This is a genomic window from Paucidesulfovibrio longus DSM 6739 (assembly GCF_000420485.1).
Taxonomy (GTDB): Bacteria; Desulfobacterota; Desulfovibrionia; order Desulfovibrionales; family Desulfovibrionaceae; genus Paucidesulfovibrio; species Paucidesulfovibrio longus.
The window spans coordinates 87,141-110,232 of sequence record NZ_ATVA01000014.1 but is presented as its reverse complement, the minus strand read 5'-3'; the positions used below and the strand labels follow the sequence as shown (position 1 = coordinate 110,232).

Annotated in this window: 19 protein-coding genes; 11 read left to right on the top strand and 8 right to left on the bottom strand. The window is 63.9% G+C overall.

Annotated features, from left to right (window positions below):
* Nucleotides 1-217: 217 nt before the first annotated feature.
* A complete protein-coding gene (locus G452_RS0109635; protein ID WP_022662053.1) occupies nt 218-1,009 on the bottom strand; it encodes a substrate-binding periplasmic protein in 792 nt (263 codons plus the stop codon).
* 429 nt (nt 1,010-1,438) lie between these two features.
* Nucleotides 1,439-1,678: a hypothetical protein gene (locus tag G452_RS0109630; protein WP_022662052.1), complete on the bottom strand. Its 240-nt coding sequence runs from the start codon at nt 1,676-1,678 to the stop codon at nt 1,439-1,441.
* 184 nt (nt 1,679-1,862) lie between these two features.
* Between G452_RS0109630 and G452_RS0109625 the strand changes: the two genes are divergently transcribed.
* The 3 genes from G452_RS0109625 to G452_RS20585 all read left to right on the top strand — a co-directional run bounded on the left by G452_RS0109625 (nt 1,863) and on the right by G452_RS20585 (nt 4,354).
* A complete protein-coding gene (locus G452_RS0109625) occupies nt 1,863-3,257 on the top strand; it encodes an SH3 domain-containing protein (RefSeq protein WP_022662051.1) in 1,395 nt (464 codons plus the stop codon).
* A 47-nt stretch (nt 3,258-3,304) separates the two neighbouring features.
* Nucleotides 3,305-3,739 carry an ATP-binding protein gene (locus tag G452_RS18845; RefSeq protein ID WP_022662050.1) on the top strand — a complete coding sequence of 145 codons (435 nt, stop codon included), beginning with the start codon at nt 3,305-3,307 and terminating at the stop codon, nt 3,737-3,739.
* Nucleotides 3,740-3,829: 90 nt separating this feature from the next.
* Nucleotides 3,830-4,354 carry a CAP domain-containing protein gene (locus G452_RS20585; protein ID WP_022662049.1) on the top strand — a complete coding sequence of 175 codons (525 nt, stop codon included), beginning with the start codon at nt 3,830-3,832 and terminating at the stop codon, nt 4,352-4,354.
* A gap of 149 nt (nt 4,355-4,503) precedes the next feature.
* Here the strand turns inward: G452_RS20585 and G452_RS0109610 are convergent, their stop codons facing one another.
* Entirely contained in the window at nt 4,504-5,820 is a 1,317-nt protein-coding gene (locus G452_RS0109610; RefSeq protein WP_155887635.1) for a DUF4139 domain-containing protein, read from the bottom strand.
* Here G452_RS0109610 and G452_RS21470 point away from each other — a divergent pair.
* A complete protein-coding gene (locus G452_RS21470) occupies nt 5,810-5,965 on the top strand; it encodes a hypothetical protein (protein ID WP_155887633.1) in 156 nt (51 codons plus the stop codon). The two genes, G452_RS0109610 and G452_RS21470, sit on opposite strands and share 11 nt — an antisense overlap.
* A gap of 44 nt (nt 5,966-6,009) precedes the next feature.
* On the opposite strand, the gene G452_RS0109605 is transcribed toward G452_RS21470, so the two are convergent.
* Entirely contained in the window at nt 6,010-6,636 is a 627-nt protein-coding gene (locus tag G452_RS0109605; protein WP_022662047.1) for a CPBP family glutamic-type intramembrane protease, read from the bottom strand.
* Between the two features lie 288 nt (nt 6,637-6,924).
* On the opposite strand from G452_RS0109605, the gene G452_RS0109600 reads away from it, so the two are divergent.
* The 5 genes from G452_RS0109600 (at nt 6,925) to G452_RS20580 (ending at nt 13,184) form a co-directional block, all read left to right on the top strand.
* The gene (locus tag G452_RS0109600) at nt 6,925-7,998 is read left to right on the top strand and encodes a GGDEF domain-containing protein (RefSeq protein WP_022662046.1); all 1,074 of its coding nucleotides are present in this window, start codon (nt 6,925-6,927) and stop codon (nt 7,996-7,998) included.
* Between the two features lie 84 nt (nt 7,999-8,082).
* Complete coding sequence (locus G452_RS0109595; RefSeq protein WP_022662045.1) at nt 8,083-8,559, top strand: NfeD family protein; 477 nt, start codon at nt 8,083-8,085, stop codon at nt 8,557-8,559.
* Nucleotides 8,560-8,570: 11 nt separating this feature from the next.
* Nucleotides 8,571-9,527, top strand: a complete 957-nt coding sequence (locus tag G452_RS18835) for an SPFH domain-containing protein (RefSeq protein ID WP_051142042.1) — start codon at nt 8,571-8,573, stop codon at nt 9,525-9,527.
* Nucleotides 9,528-9,566: 39 nt separating this feature from the next.
* Nucleotides 9,567-10,082, top strand: coding sequence for a chemotaxis protein CheW (locus G452_RS0109585; protein ID WP_022662043.1), 516 nt, complete (start codon nt 9,567-9,569; stop codon nt 10,080-10,082).
* Nucleotides 10,083-10,112: 30 nt separating this feature from the next.
* Nucleotides 10,113-13,184 carry a PAS domain S-box protein gene (locus G452_RS20580; protein WP_022662042.1) on the top strand — a complete coding sequence of 1,024 codons (3,072 nt, stop codon included), beginning with the start codon at nt 10,113-10,115 and terminating at the stop codon, nt 13,182-13,184.
* 12 nt (nt 13,185-13,196) lie between these two features.
* On the opposite strand, the gene G452_RS20575 is transcribed toward G452_RS20580, so the two are convergent.
* Nucleotides 13,197-16,061 (bottom strand): PAS domain S-box protein, encoded by a 2,865-nt coding sequence (locus G452_RS20575; protein WP_162141295.1) that lies wholly within the window; start codon nt 16,059-16,061, stop codon nt 13,197-13,199.
* Between the two features lie 217 nt (nt 16,062-16,278).
* On the opposite strand from G452_RS20575, the gene G452_RS0109570 reads away from it, so the two are divergent.
* Together G452_RS0109570 and G452_RS0109565 are read left to right on the top strand one after the other, a co-directional pair.
* On the top strand, nt 16,279-18,111 hold the full coding sequence (locus G452_RS0109570) for a methyl-accepting chemotaxis protein (protein WP_022662040.1): 1,833 nt from the start codon (nt 16,279-16,281) through the stop codon (nt 18,109-18,111).
* Nucleotides 18,112-18,264: 153 nt separating this feature from the next.
* The gene (locus G452_RS0109565; protein ID WP_022662039.1) at nt 18,265-18,480 is read left to right on the top strand and encodes a hypothetical protein; all 216 of its coding nucleotides are present in this window, start codon (nt 18,265-18,267) and stop codon (nt 18,478-18,480) included.
* Between the two features lie 243 nt (nt 18,481-18,723).
* Here G452_RS0109565 and G452_RS18820 read toward each other — a convergent pair whose 3' ends face one another.
* The 3 genes from G452_RS18820 to G452_RS20570 all read right to left on the bottom strand — a co-directional run bounded on the left by G452_RS18820 (nt 18,724) and on the right by G452_RS20570 (nt 23,043).
* Nucleotides 18,724-20,778, bottom strand: a complete 2,055-nt coding sequence (locus G452_RS18820; RefSeq protein ID WP_022662038.1) for a methyl-accepting chemotaxis protein — start codon at nt 20,776-20,778, stop codon at nt 18,724-18,726.
* Between the two features lie 75 nt (nt 20,779-20,853).
* Nucleotides 20,854-22,281, bottom strand: a complete 1,428-nt coding sequence (locus G452_RS0109555; protein WP_022662037.1) for a DNA integrity scanning protein DisA nucleotide-binding domain protein — start codon at nt 22,279-22,281, stop codon at nt 20,854-20,856.
* A 159-nt stretch (nt 22,282-22,440) separates the two neighbouring features.
* Nucleotides 22,441-23,043, bottom strand: a complete 603-nt coding sequence (locus G452_RS20570; RefSeq protein WP_155887631.1) for a TetR/AcrR family transcriptional regulator — start codon at nt 23,041-23,043, stop codon at nt 22,441-22,443.
* Nucleotides 23,044-23,092: the final 49 nt, after the last annotated feature.

The following is a 23,092-nucleotide window of genomic DNA, read 5'->3' as shown; positions in this document are numbered from 1 at the left end:
GGGATTCATGCTATCAAAACTTATCGATAGCTTATTTTAAAGACCTTTCACTCCAGACCTGTAATTCCACGAGCACATTCTCCCCTCCGCAGTCCCTTCCGCGCCGAAGCGCGGATGCGCAGCATCGAGCTTCGGCGCACAAAGGGGTTCCAGGGGCCGCGGGCCCCTGGGCCGCCGGAGGCATGCCTTTCTGTTTCGCGCGCCCCGCCGGGCCGCTTCAGGGCAGGAGGTAGCGCGCCTGGATCTTTCGGTAGGTTCCGTCCGCGAGCATGTCGCCGAGCACCAGTTCCATGAGCCGGACGAGATCTTCGGGCTTGTGTCCCCGAATGTCCCTGGCCACGGCCACATAGCTGGAGTCGCGCCCCACGTTCTGCTTTGCGGCGAGGATGGTGCTGGTCATGCCCATTTTGGTGAGCATGTCGTAGCTGGCTTCGGTCTGGCCCACGAAGGCGTCGACCTGGTTCATGAGCAGCAGCCGGACGCAGCCGGATTCGCCCGGCGCGCGCAGGGTCTGAAAGACGCCCTGGGCCTCGGCGTCGCCAAAGGCGCGGCCGGGGTCCACGCCCAGGGGCAGGGCGATGCGCTTGCCTGCCAGGGAGGCGGGACCGTCGTAGGCGACCCGGCGGGCCACATGGGAAAAGAGATCGTAGGAGTTGGAACGCATGGCCTGCCTGCGTGCGAAGAGCAGCGCGGGGACCAGTTCGGACTGGTAGCCGAGGGCCACGGCACCGTCGGCCTCACCGTTCCTGAGCATGTCGATCATCCTGTCGCGGGGCGCGAGTTCGATGACCGCGTCGAGGGAGAGCCGCCGCGCGAGTTCCTGGAACAGTTCGCAATCGATGCCGCGCGCCTCGTCGCCATAGGCGAAGGAATAGGGGGCGTAGCCCGCCTCGGCCAGAAAGCGCAGGGGTTCGGCCTTGGCCGGTCCGGCCGCGAGCAGCGTCAGGCCGAGCAGCAAGGCGAACGCGGCCAGACTCGATGCGCGTTGCGGGTTGGCGGATGTGCTCATGCGGACTCCCGTGTTGGGATTGAAATGCAGGGGGTTGCCCGGGATGAAACCTCATTTGGAGGGTAGCCTTTCGGCGTGGGGAACACAAGCGGGCCGGAATCTCGGCCTTGAGCGTGCGACGCTTCCGGCATGGCCCAGGCCGGGCACCTGCCCCGGCCGGACAACCGGCCGGACAACCTGTGGCGCGAACCGCGCGCCGCGCAGGACTCCGGACGGGAAAAGGCGCAATATCGACAAGCGACGATATTATAATTATCTATTATTATGTATTTTTTAAGCGACGATATTTTTGCGGTCGTCTCTGGCGGCATGAATTTCGCTTCGCCGCTGCGGGGAATTGCGCTGCGGCTCGGACCTTACCTCTGCATCCGGTCCGGGTGGCCCGTCCGGGCCGCAGCGAAGAATGTCTCGGTGCGGCGCACCGCTTGCTCAGACCTTGGTGATTTCTAGGATGTCCTCGAACGCCGCAGTCATCTTGTACTTCTTGCCTCCGGCCTCGTAAAAGAAATCGTTGGACGGGAACAGCGTCACGGCAGGGCTGAAGTCTTCGTTGATCATGATGTCCTTGGCCTCGCCGTTGCTCTCGAAGCGGATGGTGCTGCCGTTGTCCAGCGTCAGCATTTCGCCATGCTTGAGCGACAGCGGAAGATCGGATTCCTTGAAGTTCATGCTCTCATCCCCTGTTTGCGGTTGCCCGGATCGGATTCTTGCCTTCTGCATACTCCCCTTTTTTCGTCTTGTGAATCATAACCGCATGATAACCCGCCCAATCCCGCCTGATTCGGTAGGCTACCCCAGCCCAAACGCACAGCCCCCCCTGGCGCAACCTCTCCGCTCGCGCTATGCTCCCCGCATGAACACGACACCTTCGCGCTCCTGCGTTTATTCCCTGCGTCGATTCCGCTTCGCGGTCCTGCTCGCGCTTTTCGTTCTTCTTGCGGGCTGCGCGGCCAAGTCGCCGCGCGGATTCGTCCGCGACATCGAACGCCTGCCCCAGGATCTGACCGCGTATCTCGACCCGGCCACGGAACACGCGCGCATGGTTTCGCCGGAAGCGCAGCAGGAACTGGCGGCGCATTTCCTCGACCGCCACTTCGAGCCCTGGCGGCGCAGCACGCCGAGCTTCCCTGCGGACGAGTTCACTCCGTACCTGGACCGCGCCGCGACCCGGACGATCTACGGCGAAAACACCCTGCCCCGCCCCGCGAGCTGGGCTGCGGACCTTCGCCGCAACGCGGACATGGCCTCCTTTCCGAACCTGAACCGGAAGGCCGTGGCCGTGGCCGATTCCTCGCTCCGGCTGCTGCCCACCCTGGACCCCATGTTCAACGACTTCAGCGAGCCGGGAGAGGGCTTTCCCTTCGACATGGCCCAGAACAGCGCGGTCTGGGCGGGAACGCCGCTCTTCGTGGCCCACCTCAGCGCGGACCGCGACTGGGCGCTCGTGGAAACGCGCTACGCCGGGGGCTGGATGCCGGTCACGGATCTGGCCTTCACGGACCAGGACTTCATGGACCGCTTTCGCGCCGGGCCGTTCGCAGCGATCGTGCGCGACAGGGTGCCCGTCATCGACGACCAGGGCCTTTTCCGCCAGCGCGCCCGGATCGGCGCCCTGCTGCCCGTGGAGCCCGGCCCGCTCGGAGACGACGCGTCCTCCCTGGCCGAACGCGTGCTCACGCCCGTGCGCCGTCCCGACGGAAGCGCGGACCTGATTCCGGCGCGGCTGCCCAGAGGCGCGGCCTCGCTTTTCCCCCTGGCCCTGACGCCGTGGAACGTGGCCGCCGTGGGCAACCAGCTCCTGGGCGAACCCTACGGATGGGGCGGACTGTTCATGAAGCGGGACTGCTCCGCCACCATGCTCGACCTGTTCGCGCCCTTCGGCGTGATCCTGCCGCGCAATTCCAAGGCCCAGGCCCAGGCAGGACGGTTCGTGAGCCTGGCCGGTCTTTCCGCCCCGAACAAGGAAGCAGCCATCGCGGCCCAGGCCGCGCCTCTGTCCACCCTGCTCTACAAGCCGGGGCACATCATGCTTTACGCGGGTCAGCGGGACGGTCGGGCCGTGATCCTGCACAATCTCTGGGGATTGCGCAGCGACGAGAAAAACGGCCCCACTCCGGGGCGCATCGTCATCGGCCGCGCCGTGATCACCACCCTGACCCCCGGAGCGGAGCGCTCCGATTTGGTCAAGCCGCGCGGCCTGCTGCTGGAGGGCATCAGCGGCATGACCCTGCTGCTCGACCGGAATTGACGCTGGCTTTCGCGGATCAGGGCTGGTATGTTCCTCACGGAGGGACTTTGGGAGCGGATATCGTGGAACAACGGGTCTGGAACATCACCCTGCCCAATCGCATGTCCGAGCTGGAACGCCTGGCCCGCGAGGCCGAACGGTTCATGCTCGCGAACCTGCTTTCCGAACGCAGCCGTTTCACCGTGCACATGGTCATCGAGGAATTGGTGACCAACAGCATCAAGTATTCCTTTTCCGACGAGGCCGAACACATCATCCGGCTTTCCCTGGCCCTGGAGGGCCGCCGGATGCGCCTGACCCTGGCGGACGACGGCGAGGAGTTCGACCCCCGCGAAGCGCCCCGCCCCTGTCTGAACTGCACCCTTTGCGAGGCGCCCATCGGCGGGCTCGGCCTGAGCATGGTCCGCAGCGTGGCCAGCGAATTCAGCTACTGCCGCCGCGACGACCACAACCACATCGAACTGCTCATCGACCTGGACTGATCCGCTCCGGCGGGATCCGCGGCCTGCCCGCGTCCGCGCCCGGACCTCGACATATTCACTCGCGACCCATTCTCTCAGGAGCCTTTCGCCATGATATTCGGCTGTTCCAAGACGATCCCCGCCATGTGCGCGCTGCTGGCCTGCCTGCTCCTCGCGGGCTGCCTGTCCGGTCCGGCGTCGGATCTGGGCATCGATGCCGCGCCCTATGTTTCCAAGCGCTCCTTCCCGGACGGCGCGAAACCGGCCGCGCAGGACGGGAAAGACCTGCTCCAGGAGATCAACCGGACCCGGCTGCGGCTCGGCGCGGCCCCGCTTCGGCCCGACGTCCTGCTCGACGCCATCGCCGCCCGTCAGAACGACTTCATGGCCAGGCAGGGCCGCATGAGCCACGACGGCTTCGACGAACGCTTCGCCCTGTCCGGTTCCGACCACTGCGTTGAAAACCTGGCCTGGAACTATCCGAACGCCGAATCCACGGTCCAGGGCTGGCTGAACTCCCCCCAGCACCGGACCAATCTGCTCGATCCCGAAATCACCCACGCCGGGACCGCCCTGGGCCGCGGCTACGCCACCTTCTTCGCTTGCAGGCGTTCTCTTGCGCCCGCGTCGGATTGAGCGCGCGCACGCCCTGCGCCGCTTTTGCCCACCCCACCCGGAAATCGGCCCGCATCGCCCCTCAGGGCGCACAAAAAGACCCCGGCAGGCAATGCCGGGGCCTCTGTTCCAAAACTACGCCTCAGGGCCGTTTGCACACGAATCAGCGCCTACCAGGACGCCTCCGCCTCGTAGAGCAGGGTCACGGGCTTCGACCCTCCGGGAACCGGGAGAATCCAGCGCGCGGTGTTTGCAGATTCCTTTGCATAATCCTGGTTGAAACTCGTAATCTTCCAGTCTCCCTGGAAGGTTTCCAGTACCACCACGTCCCGCATTTTCTTGCCCGCGTTGCGCAGCTCCACGGCCCAGCGGACCCTGGCCCTGTTCTTGCCGATCCGTTCGTAGGACTGCATGGTCCGGCGTGCCGTCACGTCAAAAGCCGTGCCCAGGGTCAGGCGCGCGGTCTCGCCGGCGGGAAGATTGTCGAGGGAAACCTCGCCCTCGAGAATGCGGCCTGCGCCGGACACGTCCCGATACACGCGCACCAGGGATGCGGGAAGCGGCTCTCCAAGGCCGTTTTCCTTGGTATTTCGCAGCACCAGGACGTTGTCCACGGTCTGGGGCCTCGGCTCGGAACCGCCGGGATTCTGAAAGGCGTGGCCCCGGAGGACCAGCTCCCGCCCGACCGCAACCGGGTCCGCCGCGCTCAGGGCCAGCCGCGTGACCTGTCCTTCGGTCAGATCGGCGGGGTACGGCACCGTGAACATGTGATATTCGCCCGCCTGCATCTGCGGAGCGCCCATGGCCATGTCCGCTTCGAGCATGGGCGCAGCCGCCTTGAAGCGGGCCATGGGAGCGGGAGAGACGGCGCGTCGGGGCTCTCCGGCCACCAGCCGGACCACGGCATCGTCAAAGGCGCGGCCCGTGTCGTTGCGCAGCGTGGCCCAGCAGGACAGCGCGCCCCGTTCGCCGCTCTCGTCCAGGGTCAGGGCGCAGTCGCCGCTCCAGCTCAACCCTGCCGCAAGATAGGAAATTTCCACGCGCTGACGCCGCTCCCCGCTGTTGCGTAAGTCGAGCAGCAGCGCGGCCTCGGCGCGCGGCTTTTCCGCGTCCGCAGGCAGCAGCACCGCCTCGAGCGGCCCCACGTAGATCTCGTCGCCGAGGTCGAGAACCGCCTGGGAACCCACGGAGAGCAACGTGGCCTTGCGCGTGACGCGTGCCCGTGCGTCCGAGGGGTCGGGCAGCACGACGCGGACCTCGCGGCCGATGTGGCTTCGGAGCACGGCGGCCGGGTCCGAGGCCGAAGGCAGCAGCCGCAGGGAACCGACAGCGACCTTGCCCGGCTGGGAAAGGGAGCGCAACGCCACCGAGGTCAGGTCCAGAGTGGAGGGCGCCCCGGCGAAAGGCACCTCCCCGGACGCGGGAAGGTCCATGTCGCGCTCCTCCGTGACCAGGGCCTGGCCGGAAGCGTAGGCTGTGATCGACACGCTCCCGGAGCGCTCCTTTCCGGCTGAAAACGACTCGGAAGCGGCAAGGAGCAGCGAACAGGCAAAAACCAACGACATCATCGCGTATTTCTTCATTTCATTCTCCTGGACCAACCCTGTTCCTAGTTTTCTATATTTTGTCTAGACTATTTCTAATAATTGAAATGCCACATCTTCGTATTTCTCGTATTAATGCGGCCCTTCGTAGAAAAAACGGCCCAGGCCGATGCTGAAGACAAGCAGTCCGTAAACCGCGTGTTCCAGGGATGTCCAGAACAACGACCCGGTTTTCCGGTAGGTGTCCGCAAAGACGAGCCCCCCGATCAGGGAGAGGATCAGGGCGGGCGCGTTGTCGTAGACCACATGCATCCAGGCGAAGGCCGCGGCGCTCGCCGCCATCAGGGAGGCGCTTCGCGGAAAGAGCGTTTCGTATCGCCGGAAAAAGAATCCCCGATAGATCAACTCCTGGGGAAAGGCCGAGAGCAGCGGGTAGAGCACGAAAACAGCCAGCCAGAGCAGGGGCCTGCGCTTCGGAAATCCGAACAGTTGGTCCGGTACGAGCAGCAGGGTCAGCAGGAGCACGGCCGACGCGGCCAGCGCGACGCGAAGGCAGAAGTGCCACAGATTTGGCCTGTTTCCGGCTCGGAGCAGGTCGCCCATGCCCAAGCCGGAATCCCTGGAGAGCCAGAGCAGGCAACCCGCCGTGGCTGCTCCGAGCCAGATGATCTTGTGTCCGGGAAGATACCCGAACGCGAGGAGCAAGGGCGCTCCCAAAAACAACGCTATCAGTTCGAGCCAAAGCAGCGGTCGCCTCATCTCTCATCCCGTTTCCACGCGGCGCGTGCCTGTTTTCCGGAAAGGTCGTCTCTATGCGGAACCGATTTCGAGCACAAGAAAATCTATCCCGGTTTTACTTGAAGTAATTCATTGGCAGTAGTATTTTGAGTCTGGTCCCGGTGGGCGCTGGTTTTTGATATTCCCTCGTGCCCCTCTCGGAAATCGCGCCCATCGGACCATTCCCATCCATGCCCGCCTCTTCCAATCCTTCCCTGTTTCTGGCATTCTGCGCATTCGGGCCACACCAACAGAACACCAGGACGGAACATGGAACCAGCCAAGGGTACGGAACTCGAAAAGTTGCAGACCATCTTGGAACAGGCAGGCCTCGGTCGCAACCTGAATCTCCTGACTGCCGTCCTGTTCGTGCGCAATCTCGTCTGCCATCTCGGCATCTACAGCGAGGCGGACAAGTCCAAGATCCAGCAGGTCGTGCTGCGCGAGATCGGCAAGCGCAACGTGGATCACGACGCCTTTCCCGTGATCATCAAGGCCTTGGAGCAATTCCTGCTCCGGACCAACCGCGTCGCGGACCTCGAGGACCAGCTTGCCCGCGAAAAGCGCTCCACCGAGGCCCTTGTCGAGGAAATGAGCCATTTCTTCGAGAGCATGCGCGCCTCGCGCGACCGCCAGGAACAAAGCCTGACGCAGTTCAACACCGCCACCACCGAAGCCGTCAAGGCCGCACCCAGCCGCAAGGACATTCTCAAGCAGGTCCGCGGGCTGCTCACGGAATTCGTCACCGAGTTCCGCGAAGAGGCGCGCCAATGGGAAGCGCGGGCCAAGGCCCTGGAACACACCGCGAATTTCGACGCCCTGCTCTCCGAACTCTACAACCGCCGCTCCCTGGACGCCTTCCTGGCCGAGAGCGTGGTCACGAGCAACAGCCGCGGGCTGCCCTTCTCCATGTGCATGATCGACGTGGACCACTTCAAGAACGTCAACGACACCTACGGCCATCAGGTCGGCGACGACGTGCTGCGCGCCCTGGCCAAGATCGTCAAGACCCACGCGAGCCAGCACGACGGCTACGCGGCCCGCTACGGCGGCGAGGAGCTAGTCCTGGCCCTGCCCATGCCCATGGACAAGGCCGCCATGGTCGCCGAGGAACTGCGGCGCGACGTGGAGGATTACGACTTCCAGTCACGCCAGGGCGGCAAGCTCACGGGCGACATGATCCACTTCACGGTCAGCATCGGCGTGGCCGAGGTGGTCAAGGGCTGGAACACCGCACAGCTCGTGGAGGCCGCGGACAAGGCCCTGTATCTGGCCAAGCGGTCCGGGCGCAACCTCGTGGCGCGCCATACGGAAGACGGATCCGGTCGGGTGGGCTGGGTCTAGCAGGCCTTTATAACCACATTCCCGTCTCTTTTTTGCTGCAACCCGCAATCATTTCGGCTACCCTGCACCAAGGAGGGTTTTGCCGTGCCTGACTTTCTGACCCAAGCCTACGTGATCTGGTTCGCCATCGGCTTCTGTTTGGCCCTGGCGGAGTTGGCCGCCCCCGGATTCATCATCATTTTTTTCGGAATCGGCTGCTGGCTGACGTCCCTTGCAAGCGCCCTCTTCGACCTCTCCCTTTCCGCGCAACTTGCCATCTTCATTGTCGGATCGCTGGCCTCGCTGATCTTTCTGCGCCGCATCTTCATGCGCGTGTTCACGGGCGCGAGCCAGGAATCGGACGGCGATGACGGCCTGCGCGAACCCGGCGACCTGGGACGCCAGGTGCTCGTCACCCGCGAGGTGCGTCCGGACCTCCCCGGCGAGATCAAGTATCGCGGCAGCTTCTGGCGCGCCGTCAGCGACCGCTCCATCCCCGAAGGGAGCGCCGCATTGATCGTGGCCGAGTTCGAGGACGACCGCAGCACCTTCAAGATCGAACCCCTGAACAAAGGAGAGTGACCGTGGGCTTCATCGACGGTTCCCTGATTATTCTGATTCTCATCGCGGCCCTGGTCATCGTCATATTTCTCAAAACCGCGGTCGTGGTTCCCCAAAAATCCGAATTCGTCATCGAACGACTCGGCAAGTACAGCCGCACCCTGGCCGCAGGCTTCCACATCCTGATCCCCTTCCTGGACCGGGTTGCCTACAAGCGCTCGCTCAAGGAGGAAGTGCTCGACATCCCCTCCCAGGTCTGCATCACCCGCGACAACGTCTCCGTTGAAATCGACGGCGTGATCTACCTCCAGGTCCAGGATGCCAAGATGTCCGCCTACGGCATCACCGACTACTACCGCGCCGCCAGCCAGCTGGCCCAGACCTCGCTGCGCTCGGCCATCGGCAAGATCGAACTGGACAAAACCTTCGAGGAGCGCGAAGCCATCAACCAGGAAGTGGTCCACGCCGTGGACGAGGCCGCCCAGAGCTGGGGGGTCAAGGTGCTGCGCTACGAGATCAAGGACATCACCCCGCCCCAGTCCGTCATGGCCGCCATGGAATCGCTGATGAAGGCCGACCGCGAAAAGCGCGCCGAAATCGCGCGCTCCGAGGGCGAGCGCCAGTCCCAGATCAACCGCGCGGAAGGCGAACGCCAGCAGAACATCCTCGTCTCCGAGGGCGAAAAGATGAAGCGCATCAACGAGGCCGAAGGCCGCGCCAGGGAAATCGAACTCGTGGCCATCGCCACGGCCGAAGGACTGCGCAAGGTCGCGGAAAGCCTCGGCGAGGAAGGCGGCGTGCAGGCCGCGAACCTGCGCGTGGCCGAGCGGTACATCTCGGAATTCGGCAAGCTGGCCAAGACGTCCAACAGCATGATCATTCCCACCAACCTCGCGGACCTCTCCGGCATCGTGGCCACGGCCACCTCCGTTCTCGGCAACGTTCGCGGGAACGAGACACCGGGAATGGCCAAGGGCAAGGCCGAGTAGGCTTCGGCAACAGGGAACAACGCAACATCCGGAGGGAGCATGGCAGACCAGAACGCCAACGAAACCAACCAATATCTGACCTTCACGCTCGGCAAGGAAGTGTTCGCCCTGGACATCTCCACCGTGCGCGAGGTGCTCGAGCTCATCCACGTCACGCGCATCCCCCGCACGCCCGACTACATGCGCGGGGTCATCAACCTGCGCGGCCATGCGGTTCCCGTGGTGGGCATGCGCCGCAAGCTGAACATGAAGGAGATCGAGGACACCATCAACACCTGCATCATCATCGTCGAGGTCGAGTTCGAAGGCGAACGCACCATCCTCGGCGCGCTGGTGGATTCCGTCCGCGAGGTCTTCGAAATGACGCCCGACTCCATCGAGGCGCCGCCCAAGATGGGCGCGGCGGTCAAGTCCGAATACATCAAGGGCATGGGCAGGCAGGCGGACGAGTTCATCATCATTCTGGACATCGCGCGGATCTTCTCCGCCGAGGAACTGGCCGCCGTGCAGCGCATCGGCCAGCAGGCCCCGGTGCCGGCGGAGGCGCAGGCGTAGCGAGCGGCCAACGCCCGGCCTGCGGCGACCATGCGCCTCTCCTCCTCGTTCCCGCTGGAATTCGCCAAGCGATTCCTGCTGCTCGCTTCCGGACTGGCGCTGGTCGGGACGGCCTTTTTCCTGTTCCAGTCCGGGCGCTACGAAGCCTTGCGCCGGGCCGAAGCGGAAGCCCTCGTTTCCGTGGAGAGCCAAATTTTCCACGAAACCCTGGAAAACACCGCCTCGGACGTGCGCTTCCTGGCTTCGGTCTTTGAGGACCGGGCGGACAACCTGCGCGTACCGCCCGACTCGTCTTCCGCCCTTTCCCGCCTTTTGAGCGCGTTCATGCTCACCCGGCCGCAGTATCATCAGATCCGATTTCTCGACTCGGAGGGAATGGAAAAGCTGCGCATGATCCGCGGCCCCAAAGGCCCGCAACTCATGCCCGCCTCGGAGCTTCAGGACAAGTCCCACAGGACGTACTACAAACGCACCGCTGCCCAGGACGCTGAAACCGTCTACGTTTCGGCCTTTGACCTGAATGTGGAGCACGGCGTGATCGAACGCCCCTTCCGGCCGACCTTGCGCGTGGCCACGCAGGTGCGCCTCCCTGACGGAAGCGTGGGCGTCGCGATCATCAACCTGGACGGGTCCAAGCTCATCGAGATGCTCCGCAACGCCCGTCATGGCGAGGACATCCAGGCGCTCATCATCAACGACCAGGGAAACTGGCTGGTGGGGCCGCACCGACGCATGGAATGGGGCAACAGCCTCCCGGAACGCCAGGGCTACACTCTTGCTGCCCGGCAGCCGGACCTCTGGATGCTGATCGGTTCGCAACCCCAGGGCGTCGTTCTCAATTCATCCGGGATGTACGCCTTCTCCCGTGTGACGACGGACGGGGAAAACCGTTCCGGCTTCCGGGTGGAAGGCGACGAATACTGGACCATGCTCGCGTTCGTCCCCAGGCACGCTCTCAGTCCGGACTGGGCGGGTTCGTTCCTGCTCCTTGGGGGGGTGACGCTCCTTTTTCTGGCCCTGGTTTCCGCCCTGCTCACGCGGGCCTTGCTCCACCGCAGGCAGGTCGAACAGTCGCTCCAGGAAACCGAAGAAAAGATCCAGGCCATCAGCCATTCCTCCCACGACGCCCTGATCATGGTGGACGAGCGCGGGCGCATCGCCTTCTGGAACCCGGCCGCGGAATCCATGCTCGGCTACCGCTCCGGCGAGGTGCTCAACGCCCCTGCGGCCGGTTTTCTCAATTTTACTCCCTGCGCCGGAAACAATTCCGGTCCGGCGCTCAAAGCCGGTCCGTTCAGCGACTTTTCCTGCGTAGATCCCATTTCCTTCAAAAGAAAGGATGGCACGGAATTCCCTGCGGAAGTGGCTCTTTCCTCCTTCCGCCTGCACGGCAGCTGGTGGACGGTCAACGCGGTCCGCGACATCACCAAACGGGTTTCCGCCATTCATGAACTGGAAAAGAGCCGGGATTTGCTCATGGAAGCCCAGAGCATCTCGCGCATGGGCGGGTTTTCCCTGTCCACCTCCACGGAATCGGGGGTGGAAACGGTTGGCTGGACCGATGAAATGCGCCAACTGCACGGCGTGGACCGCGACTTCGTCCCTTCCGTGGACGCCATGGCCGACTTTGTGGAGCACAGCCACCGCACGGCCTTCCTGAACGCCGTGGGCGAAGCCCGCAAGGGCAACCCCGTGGAACTGGAAATGCGCCTGAAAACGGCCAAGGGCCGACGGCTCTGGATCAGGCTGAACATCCGCGCCCACTTCAAGGCGGACAAGGTCACCCGCCTTTCCGGCATCTACCAGGACGTCACGGATCGAAAACTGGAACGCATCCGCATGGAGCAGCTTTCCACGGCGGTGGAACACAGCCCGGCCTCGGTCCTGATCATGACCGCCGACGGAGTGGTCGAGTATGTCAATCCGCGCTTTACCGAGGTCTGCGGCTACAAGCCCGCCGAAATCATCGGCAATAGCGCCGAAATGCTGCAATCGGACACGCTGGACGCGAATTTCTACGAGAGCCTGCGCCGTTCCCCGGAAGGGGCGACTCACTGGTCCGGCGAGATATCCAGCCGCACCAAGGACGGCAGGACCATCTGGCAGCAGCTTTCCATCTCGCCCATCAAGGACGAGGAAGGGCATGTCCGCCATTTCGTCGGGGTCATGGAAGACGTGACCGAGCGGCGAAGATCGCTGGAAGCGCTCCAGGCTTCGGAACGCAAGATCAGGGCCATGAGCGAAGCGACCCTGGACGCCATGGTCGTCATCGACGAAACCGGACGCATTTCCTTCTGGAACCCCGCGGCTTCGACCATTTTCGGCTATTCGGAAGATGAGGCCCTGGGGCGGGAAATCCATGCGCTCATCGCCGCGCCGACGGAACGGGTCGCGGCGACCGAGGCCATGGAGGACTTCGGCATGACGGGCCACGGCCCGGTGGTGGGGGTCACCCGCGAACTCATGGCCAAGAGAAAGGGCGGAGCGCTCTTCCCCTGCGAAATCACCGTGTCCTCCTTTGCGCTGGACACCCAGTGGTACGCCGTGGGCACCATCCGCGACATTACCCGGCGCAAGGAATACGAGCGCCGCCTGCGCGCCCTGGCCACCACGGACGAACTGACCGGCCTGCTCAACCGCCGCGCCCTGCTGGAACTGGCGGAAAGCGAACTGGACCGCGCGCGCCGCTACAGGCGGCCCTTCACCCTGCTGATGATCGACCTGGACCGCTTCAAGCGGGTCAACGACACCTACGGTCACGACGTGGGAGACAAGGTCTTGAAGAACGTGGCCTCGACCGGGGCGCAGGCCCTGCGGGAAACGGACACGCTGGGCCGCCTGGGAGGGGAGGAGTTCGCCGCCATTTTGCCGGAAACCTCTGCGGATCAGGCGCTCGAAGTGGCCGAACGCCTGCGCGCTGCCATCGGCCGGGCCGAGGTGGAGGAACCCGCCGCGCCCGGAGGTCGGCTGCGGGTGACCATCAGCATCGGCATCGCGGACTTCCGCCCGGACCGCGACACCGTGGAGGCCATTCTCAAGGCGGCGGACACCGCCCTCTACCGCGCCAAGGACAACGGCAGAAACCGCACGGAAACCGCCTGAGCCATCCGAGCCCTATGCTTCCGACGCTGCGCGGCGCTCACCCGTGAGCCGGGCAATGATCTTGTAAAGCTTTTCCATGTCCACGGGCTTGCTCAGATAGTCGTCCATGCCCGCCTTGAGCATCCTTTCCCGATCGCCCTTCATGGCGTAGGCCGTCAGCGCCACGATGGGAATGTCCCTGGGGGCTGCGGTTTCTCCGGCCCGAATGTGCGCCGTGGTTTCCAGACCGTCCATTTCCGGCATCTGGATATCCATGAGCACCAGGTCGAACGTCTCCTCCCGTAGCGCCGTCAGCACTTCGTGGCCATTGCAAGCCACCCGCACGGAGTGGCCCGCGTCCTTGAGGAAGAACGTCAGAAACTCCTGGTTCAGCTCGTTGTCTTCGGCCAGGAGCACGCGCCGCCCTTCCTGGGACACGTTTTCGCGCTCCGTCTCCTGCGCTTCGGCCGACGGTTCCGCGAACGGCAGTTCGAGCCGGAAGGTGAAGCAGCTGCCCTCTCCCACCCGGCTGCGCACGAAAATCTCACCGCCCATCATCTCCACCAGCCGCTTGGAAATGGCCAGTCCCAGGCCCGTGCCGCGATGGCGCTTGCTCAGGGATGGCTCCAGCTGGGAAAAGACGTCGAACAGGCGTCCCTGGTCCGCTTCGGAGATGCCGATGCCCGTATCCGTGACGCTGAATTCCAGCCGGGCGGAATCCTCGGTTCGTTCGAGCATGCGCACGCGCATCTCCACGAACCCTTCTTCCGTGAACTTGACCGCGTTGCCCACGAGATTGGAAAGCACCTGCCCGATGCGGCAGGCGTCGCCCATGTAGCCGTCGGGAAGATCGTCCGGCACGACGCTGCGCAATTCCAGGCTCTTTTCCATGGCCGCGAGCCGGAACGTGCCGACCACGATCTCCAGCCGTTCCCGGAGCTGGAACGGTTCCAGGGCGATCTCCATCTTGCGTGCCTCGATCTTGGAGAAATCTAAAATATCGTTGATGATTTCCAGAAGCGAGCGGGAAGCCTCCTTGATGCCCTTGACGTATTCCGCCTGCTGCGGCTGGAGGCCCGCGCCCAGGACCATGTCCGTCATGCCGATGATCCCCCCCAGCGGGGTTCGGATTTCATGACTCATGTTGGCCAGGAATTCGCTCTTGGCCTGGCTGGCCTGCTCGGCTTCCTCCTTGGCGCTGCGCAGCGCACCTTCCATGGCCGTGCGCTCGGTGTTGTCGCGGAGCATGGCCAGGATACGCCCCCCTTCCAGCAGACGGGCGCTGAGGTCCGCCGTGATTTCCCGTCCGGAGCCGGTCCGCAGGTTCAGCTCCAGTCGCAGGGTCTTGCCGCTCTTGACCGCCCTCAGTTCCTCGCGGATGCGTTCCATGTCCCGCGTGATCAGGTCGCGCGGATCCATGGCCCGGATTTCGTCCAGGCCGTAGCCCAATATCTCCGTGACCATGGGGTTCGCGTCCAGGACGCGGCCCTTGAGATCAAGCAGGAAAATGGCCTCCGAGGCCTGCTCGTAAAGGATCCTGTAGTCGCGCTGGCTTTGTTCCAGCCGCTGCTGAAAGGCCTTGCTCTCGGACATGTCCTCGATGAAGCCCTCGAGATACGGGTAGTTGTCCCTGCGGTCGCGAAGCAGCCGGATATGCGTGCGCCCGGTGAAGACCGAGCCGTCCGCGCGGCGATATTCGTACTCGAAGGGTTCGAAGTCCTCTCCGGCCAGCAGCCGCTTTTGCAGCTCCTCCCGGTTGCGCATGTCGCCGTGCAGCGATTCCGGCCGCTCCTGGCTGGCCTGGATCAGCTCTTCCGCGCTCTCGTAGCCGAACATCCTGGCCAGGGATTGGTTGCAGACCAGCACCCGCCCGTCCAGATTCATGCGGAAGATGCCCAGGATGGAGTTTTCGAAAATGCTGCGGAACTTCTCTTCGGCGATGCGCAGGCGTTCGTTGACGCCCAAAAGCTCGGCGGTGCGCTGCTCCACGCGGCGCTCCAGATCGTCGTGCGCCTTGCGGATCTCGCCCTCGGCCCGGACCCGGTCCGTGATGTTCTCCACGATGCCGAGAATGGCGTCGGCTTTGCCCTCGGCGTCCATCACCGGGATCTTGACGACGTGATACACGGTTTCCTCGCCGTCCGGAGTGCGCTCGCGCGAGCAGGCCTCCACGGGAAGCCCGGTCCGGATCGCTTCCTGATCCGTCATGTTTCTCCAGTTCAAGCCGTTTTCGCGGAACAGCTCCCGGTCCGTCTTGCCGATGGCCTTTTCCCGGGGATGGCCGGTCATCTCCTCCATCCTGCTGTTCCAAAGCGTATAGCGCAGGTCGTTCTTGACCTTCTTGACGAAGAGCCCCACCGGAAGATTCTTGATGATCTGGGAAAGGAACACCTTCTGTTCCAGGATGATCTCCTCGGCCACCTTGCGCGCCGAGATGTCCCTGGCGATGCTGAGGACCACGTCCTGCTCGCCGTGGGTCACGATGCGCGCGCTGACCTCCACGGGAACCTGCCGCCCCCCCTTGGACACGAAGACCGTCTCGAAGGAGTAGTTGCCCCGGCTGACGACCCTGCCGAGCACGTATTCGATCCGGTCTTTCGTATGCGAGCCGGTGAGCATGCTGAAATGGCTGCCCTGCATTTCCTCCAGCGTGTACCCCAGGCGGTTGCAGGTGATCCGGTTCGCGTCGATGATCTGGCCGTCCAGCCCGTGCATGATGATGATGTCCCCGGCGCAGCTGAAAAAGGTGCTGTATATGTTTTCCCGGGTACGATCCGTATCGGAGGGCAGCGGCGATTCCGGCGCGGCGCGGACCTTTTCGAAGAGTCGCCGCAACTCTTCGGCCCGCTCCTCGTCCAATCCCTTGATGAGTTCTTCGAGCTGCTGTTTCCAAAACACCTGAACGTCCTTTGCTGGATACGCTTCCGTCATGGGGCGTCCCCTCATGGCGACGCTTCTGCCTCATAGCTCATGAACCGTTTGCATGTCCATGTCGCGCAGCACCGCAAGGCTTGCATTCCACGGTTCTTTTCCCAGCGGCGAGCATGAACGCTGTTGACAGCCCGGCAAGTACGTTCTTAAATGGATTCAACACCCTAGACAGCAGGAATATGCAATGCCGACTATCTTTTCCCCTTTCGGGGCGCTGAATCTTTCCGGGATCAAATGGAAGGTTCTTTTCATTGCCCTCTGCGGCCCCCTGGTCATCGCTCTGGTGCTGGCGGCCATGAACATGCGCGAAAGCGAAAGCGCCGCCATGGAAACCGTGCTCGCACGCAGCCGAACCGTGGTCGGCATGGCCGAGTCCATCCGCAACGAGTTCGCCGCCAAGATCCAGCGCGGCGTGATCCGTCCGTTTTCCGAACTTCCTCCGGACCAGGTCATGGACGCCGTGCCCATCGTGGTGGCCATGCGCATGGCCCAGGCCAGCGCGGAAAAGGGCGAGTTCCAGGTGCGCACGCCCAAGGTCGGCCCCCGCAATCCGGCCAACGAGCCTGACGCCGTGGAACGCCGCGCCCTTGAGCAAATCAAGGCAAAGAACCTGAGCGAATACGTTGTCACCGAGTCCGACCATGTGCGCTACTTCCGACCCATCAAGCTCACCGAGGATTGCCTCTACTGCCACGGCGCGCCCAGGGGCGAGCGCGACGTCACCGGCGGAATCAAGGAAGACTGGAAGGTGGGCGAGGTGCACGGCGCGTTCGAAATCATCTCTTCGCTGCAATCCGCCCGGGCCGAAGCGTTTCGATCGCAGCTGACCATCGGCGGCGTCACCCTCGCTGTGCTTCTGGCGGTCACGGCCTTTGCCTGGTTCGTCACCCAGGGCAAGATCGTCCGGCCCATGCGCAGCATCGAACGGTATGCCCGGCAGGTCGCGGACGGCGACCTGGAAGCCATTCCGGAAGGCACGTTCAACGCGGAATTGCTGCGCATGAAGGAATCCATCGCCGACATGGTCGCCCGCCTGCGGCAGAAGATGCTCGAATCGGAACAGACCAGCCGCGAGGCCGAGGCCCAGGCCGAGCGCGCCGAAACGGCCCTTGCCGAATCCCGCCGCCAGGAGGAAAAGGTTTCCGACCTGCTGCGGACCATGCGGGACATCGCTTCCCGCTCCGAAGAAATCGCCCACCAGGTTTCCGCGGCGTCCGAGGAACTCTCCGCGCAGATCGTGCAGGTCAGCGGCGGCGCAAGCGTGCAGGACCAGCGCACCGCCGAGACCGCCATCTCCATGGAGGAGATGACCGCCACGGTGCTGGAGGTGGCCCGCAACTCGGCCATCACCGCCGAAGCCGCAGAAAACACCCGCTCCCAGGCCAACGCCGGCTACAAGATCGTGGACAACGCGGTTTCCTCCATCCTGGAGGTGGCGGAAAGCTCGAACCGGCTCAAGCAGGACATGCTCGACCTGGGCGCGCGCGCCAACGGCATCAGCAAGATCATGGGCGTGATCAACGACATCGCGGACCAGACCAACCTCCTGGCCCTGAACGCGGCCATCGAGGCGGCGCGGGCGGGCGAGGCGGGCCGAGGCTTCGCCGTGGTCGCGGACGAGGTGCGCAAGCTGGCGGAAAAAACCGTCATCGCCACCAAGGAAGTGGGCCAGGCCATCGGCAGCATGCAGGAAAGCGCCCGCGTGAACATCGCCAGCGTGGAGCAGTCCACGGTCACGGCCAACCGCGCCGCGGACCTGGCCGAGCAATCCGGTCAGGCCCTGCGGGAAATCGTCCGCCTCGCCGAGGAAACCTCAGATCAGGTGCGCAGCATCGCCACCGCGGCCGAAGAGCAATCCGCCACCAGCGAAGAGATCAACCGCGCGGTGGACGATGTCCGGCGCATCGCCGGAGAGACCTCCCAGGGCATGGACGAGGCGGCCAAGGCCACCAACGAACTGGCCAGGCTTTCCCAGCAGCTCCTGAGCCTCATCGAACGGATGAACACCGAAGGCTGATCTCCATTCTCCCCTGCGACAGGAAAGGGCGCCCGCGAAAGCGGACGCCCTTTTCGTTTTCCGGTTCGGTCGGCAATTTTCTCCCGGCACGGAGATTGCTTACTCTTCCCCGGCGGCTTTGAAGCCGACCATGAAGCACCGGAGAAACGAACCATGAGCCAGATCCCCATAGATTGCTCTGCCAGCGTCATACAGGAGCTTTTCGCCTCCGGGCAGACTCCCATATACGAACTGACGGAAGAAAAGAGCCTGGACGAACTGATGGCCGAATTCGGCTGGACGGAACAACGCCAGCCCAGGACGGAAGAACCCGATCACCTCCGCCGCAGCGTCGTCAATCCGCACGGAGACAAGGCAGGAGCCTGGTAGAGCCGCAAACCGTCATTTCTTCGACGCCTTGCGCCGCTTGTGATCAGTCCTGCCTACGCGATCCTTCCCTGCTCCCGGTTTCGGGACAATTTCATTTCGTAATACATATGCAATTCTTTTTGTAAACATCTCTCGTCTCCGCCTGCTCGGCATGCCTGCATGAACAACGACGAATGGCCGGCGCCCCGAAAGGCGACCGGCCATTTTTGCCCGCCGCGCGCGGCAGGATGATCGCCCCGACGATCAGGAGCGCATTTCGTCGATCATGCGGCTGAGGTGCTGGGCCACCCGTGCGATCTCGTCCACGGCCCTGGCGGCCTGCCGCATCACGTCCGAAGTTTCCCCCGCAATGGCGTTGATTTCCGTGGTGGCGCGGCCCACCTCCTCGCTGGCTGCGGCCTGTTCCTCGGAAGCCGTGGCGATGTTTCGGACCTGATCGGCGGTGTCGTCCACCAATTCGACGATTTCGCGCAGGGCCGCTCCCGACGCCTCGGCCAGCCGCGCTCCTTCCTCGATGGATGCCGCTGCGCTCTGGGTGCCCTCGATGCTCAGGGCGGCGCTGTTCTGGATGGCGGCGATGAACCCGCCGACCTCCTTGGTGGCGATGACGGTTTTTTCCGCCAGCTTGCGCACCTCGTCCGCGACCACGGCAAAGCCCCGGCCCGCCTCGCCCGCCCGCGCCGCCTCGATGGCCGCGTTCAGGGCCAGGAGGTTGGTCTGGTCCGCGATGTCGTTGATGACGTTCATGATCTTGCTGATGCCTTCGGCCTTGGATCCCAATTCGTCCATGTTCCTGCGCAGGTTCGCCGAAAGCTTCGTGGCTTCCTGGATATTGTTCACGACCTTGGTCACGACCTCGGCGCCTTCCTGGGCCTTTGCGCGGGAACGCTCGGCCAGCTCCGACGCGCTGGTGGCGTTGCGCGCCACTTCGACCACGCTGGCGCTCATCTGGTCCACGGCCGTGGCCGTGGTGTCCGCGCGCTCCTTCTGGGCCACGGCTCCCCGGCTGGCCTGCTCCACCTGCGCGGAAAGCTCGCTCGTGGCCGAGACCACCTGGTCGGAAATGGCGTCCACCTCGGCGGAGGCCCGTTCGATCTTGGCGTTCTTCTCCTCCACGGCCTGGAGGGTCTGCTTGATCTGGGTCAGATCGACCAGCACCGCAAAGGCTCCGATGAGATTGCCGTCAAGGTCGTGCAGCGGAACCACGTCCATGGTCACGAGCACGGTTTTCCCGGAGGGCAGGACGCGCGTCAATTCCACGTCGCGGATAGCCACGTTCTCGCGCATGCACCTGCCCGTGAGGGTGTCCTTTTCCTTGTCGCCGTAGAAGAACTCGTTGAGCTTCTTGCCGTAATGCTCTTCCGGTTCGCCTTCGACCTCGTAGAGCTTCATGTAGGTCTCGCCGATGAAGGTCACCCGCTCTTCCCGGTCCACCACGAAGCATGGCTGCGGCAGCCCCTTGAGCACGCCGGAAACGAAGCCGAAGCGCCGCTTCAACTCCTCGACCATGCCTTCGATGACCCCGCGCAGACGGCCCATCTCCCCCTTGTCCAGCCCTTCCGCCGTGGCGTTCCAGTCGCCCCCGGCAACCTTCTCGGCGTATTCCGAAAGAACCCTGATGGGATGGGAAACGGAACGCAGCAGGGACAGCCCGGCCACCAGCGAGGCCAGCAGGGACACGCCCAGAATGGCGGCGAGCAGCATTTCCGTGCGCAGCGCGTCGGACCGCAGTTCCGCCAGGCTCTGCTCCAGAATCTCGTTGCCCACGCGCGCCTTCTCGAAGGTCGTTTCGAACTCGGCCACCGAAGGTTCCATCGGCTCCATCAACTTGCGGGCGCGCTGCGGATTGACGGACGGGTCGCTTTCGATGCCGGCCATGACCTCTCTGAAAGCCTTGACGTATTTTTCCAATAGCGGGCGCATGCTCTTGACCGCGCTGAGTTCCTCCCGGCGCACCAGGGTGCTCTCCTCGGCCAGTTCGCCCAGGCGGGTCAGCTCTCCGACCATGGTCTGGTATTCGTCCTCGAACCGCTGCATCGCAATCCTGCGCGAAACGCCGTCGTCCACGTAGAGCAGGCTTTCCTTCTCGAATCGGCGCAAGCGCTGAAGCCCGCCCCTTGCGCGGCTCAGGGAGTCGGCCAGGCCGGCTTCGACGCGCAAGAGCTCACCGGCGCGGTTCGCGCCGAGACTCAGCTGCATCCAGCTCAAACCGCCCAGAAGCAGAATGAGCCCCATCAGCACGCCCAGGGTGGAAATCAGCTTGCCACGGATGGAACGCGGCACAAGGCGAATAGCCATGAAGCGAAACTCCTCTTGAAAACATATTTTATTTCGATGAAATAAGTCATCTACAACAATCTACGACACGTAGGTTCAGCCATTGAGCCAGTCTTTCAGGATGGGCGGCGTTGGGCATCCGCGCAGGGTCTTCAGCGCGCAGGCGGCAGTCAGCTCGATGCCGCCCTGGATGATGGACACCGGACGGTCCGAGGACACGACCACCACGATGGCCGAGTCGTGCTGGGCGGTGTAGCGCAGGGCCGAATTGTAGCGCGCGCCCCTGGCCAGGTTTTCTCCGGGAACGCTGTGCCCGTCGAGCAGGCAGCCGAAGCCGTGCAGCTTGAGGTCCGCGCCGATGTGCAGCGCCCCGTCGATCTTGGACAGGGCCTTGGCCAGTTCCAGGAACCGCCCCAGGCGCAGGTCCAGGGGGTGGACCAGATATTGCCCGGACATGCGCTCCGGCGCAGGCGCGAAGTCGAGCACCAGGGTGCAGCCGTGGCGCTTTTCCGTGGAGCTGTCCACCAGGGCCGTGACGATGTTCTTGAGCGAATGCTGTTCCGAAAGATTGAGCCGGGAATCGACGAAGAGTTCCTCCAGCTCCACAAGGTTCGCCTTGCGGTTCGACGAACTGAAATTGCCCTCGGAAAAGCTGCACACCAGCAGGCCGTTGAGCAGCAGGAAACCGTGGGAACCGTGATAGCGCGCCACGATGCAGGAATCCGGGACCGTCCCCACGGCAATGCCCACGATGTTCCTGCCGTCGGAAACGAGCTTGCGCTCCGAGCCTTCCACGCTTTGCAGAAGCTTGCGGACGCGCTTGAAGTTGTGGATTTCCGGCCGGTCGTTGTCCGGGAACAGCGCGAGGTAGTTGAGCTGGTACTGCTCGTTCGGCTCGACAAAGACCAGCTCGCCGCGCGGCCAGCAACCCTCCTCCATGGTCTTGGACACGCCGATGACCGCGTCCAGGATGGGATAGACCCGAAGCTGGGTGTCCCATTTGCCCATGTTCGCGCGCTCGTCCACGATGTAGTCCCGAATGGCGTGGGACGCGCATTGCTGCAGGACATACCCGGACGTGTCGATGTTGAGGACGTTCTGCAGCTCGTAGTTCTGGGAAAACAGCCGGGTCGCGTATTCCATCCAGTGCAGGGTCGGCCCGGTGCTGCACATGGTCGGATGCTCCTCCGTGAACCAGACCTGATAGGGCACGGAGCGCGAGCGGCCCCCAAAGGCCAGCAGTCCCGCCATCTGGAGCTGCTTGAGATGCTCCGGGCGCAGGAAGTCCACTTCCGGCCCTTCGGGCAGCGGGCCGCGCCAGTTTTCCGATTCCAGATAAAAATCCAGCAGCTTGGGTTCGTGGCCCCGCAGAAGATCCTGGGGGTCGTAGACGCGCAGCGGCCCTGCGGGATCCGTGGCGTAGATCAGCGCGGCCCTGGCTCCGTCCGAGAAGTGGGACAACCCGTCGCGCAGGCCGTCCAGGATATGGAATATGCAGATGTTCTCAAACGAGCTTCGCACCATGCCCTCTCCTCGTCCACGTTTGCCCCGCGACGATTCCCCTTGCTTGATTGTGGACCATTCCCCAAGGCATGTCCACGCCGCATGGAACGCCGCCCCCGGTCCCCAGCCGCGCGCAGGCCCGGCCTGCTCTCCGCCGCAGCCGAAACCGCGGCTCCTGCGTCAGGACCGGGCCCGGCCCTCGTTGCCGGACGATCCTGCGCACCCGGCCCCGGCAGCGAAGCGCAGCGCACGCTCCAGAAGCTCGAACGGGTCCAGGTCGCCATAAACCACCTTGATCCTGCCGCTGTTGATCAGGCAGGCCAGTCCGTGGAACATGGACCAAAGGGAGAAGAGCAGCGTTTGTTCGTCCACTCCCTCGAAGCGGCCCGAAGCAAAACTCTCGGCCACGACCTGGGTGAAGTAGTCGAAGGTGGCCGTGGGCTCGGCGCTGCCCTCGAAGATGTCTTCCGGTCCCTGTCCCGCCAGATTGTACATCAGCGCGAAGGACTCCTGGTTGGACGTGGCGAAGCGAACGTATCCGCGCCCGAACTCCACCAGCCGCTCGCACGGGTCGTTGCTGCGCATTTCCGCCCGGAGCATCTCCAACATCTTGTCGAAGCCTTCGTGCCGCAATGCGTCCATGATCTCGCGCTTGTTCCGGAAATGCCTGTAGATGGCCGCCGCGCTGCATCCCACCTTGCGGCCGATGGCGCGCATGGTCACGTTTGAATAGCCCTGCTCCCGAAACAGCGTGCGCGCGCCGTTCATGATCTTCGCTCTCACGTTCTCTCCCCTGTGTGCGTGCTGCGTCCCGAATCCGGCGCTCCGACGC

Excerpts from the sequence above, each read along its gene's own strand:
- G452_RS0109635 (WP_022662053.1), bottom strand. The coding sequence starts at position 1,009 with ATGAGCACATCCGCCAACCCGCAACGCGCATCGAGTCTGGCCGCGTTC.
- G452_RS0109630 (WP_022662052.1), bottom strand. The coding sequence starts at position 1,678 with ATGAACTTCAAGGAATCCGATCTTCCGCTGTCGCTCAAGCATGGCGAA.
- G452_RS0109625 (WP_022662051.1), top strand. The coding sequence starts at position 1,863 with ATGAACACGACACCTTCGCGCTCCTGCGTTTATTCCCTGCGTCGATTC.
- G452_RS20585 (WP_022662049.1), top strand. The coding sequence starts at position 3,830 with ATGATATTCGGCTGTTCCAAGACGATCCCCGCCATGTGCGCGCTGCTG.
- G452_RS0109605 (WP_022662047.1), bottom strand. The coding sequence starts at position 6,636 with ATGAGGCGACCGCTGCTTTGGCTCGAACTGATAGCGTTGTTTTTGGGA.
- G452_RS0109600 (WP_022662046.1), top strand. The coding sequence starts at position 6,925 with ATGGAACCAGCCAAGGGTACGGAACTCGAAAAGTTGCAGACCATCTTG.
- G452_RS0109585 (WP_022662043.1), top strand. The coding sequence starts at position 9,567 with ATGGCAGACCAGAACGCCAACGAAACCAACCAATATCTGACCTTCACG.
- G452_RS20580 (WP_022662042.1), top strand. The coding sequence starts at position 10,113 with ATGCGCCTCTCCTCCTCGTTCCCGCTGGAATTCGCCAAGCGATTCCTG.
- G452_RS0109570 (WP_022662040.1), top strand. The coding sequence starts at position 16,279 with ATGCCGACTATCTTTTCCCCTTTCGGGGCGCTGAATCTTTCCGGGATC.
- G452_RS0109565 (WP_022662039.1), top strand. The coding sequence starts at position 18,265 with ATGAGCCAGATCCCCATAGATTGCTCTGCCAGCGTCATACAGGAGCTT.
- G452_RS18820 (WP_022662038.1), bottom strand. The coding sequence starts at position 20,778 with ATGGCTATTCGCCTTGTGCCGCGTTCCATCCGTGGCAAGCTGATTTCC.
- G452_RS0109555 (WP_022662037.1), bottom strand. The coding sequence starts at position 22,281 with ATGGTGCGAAGCTCGTTTGAGAACATCTGCATATTCCATATCCTGGAC.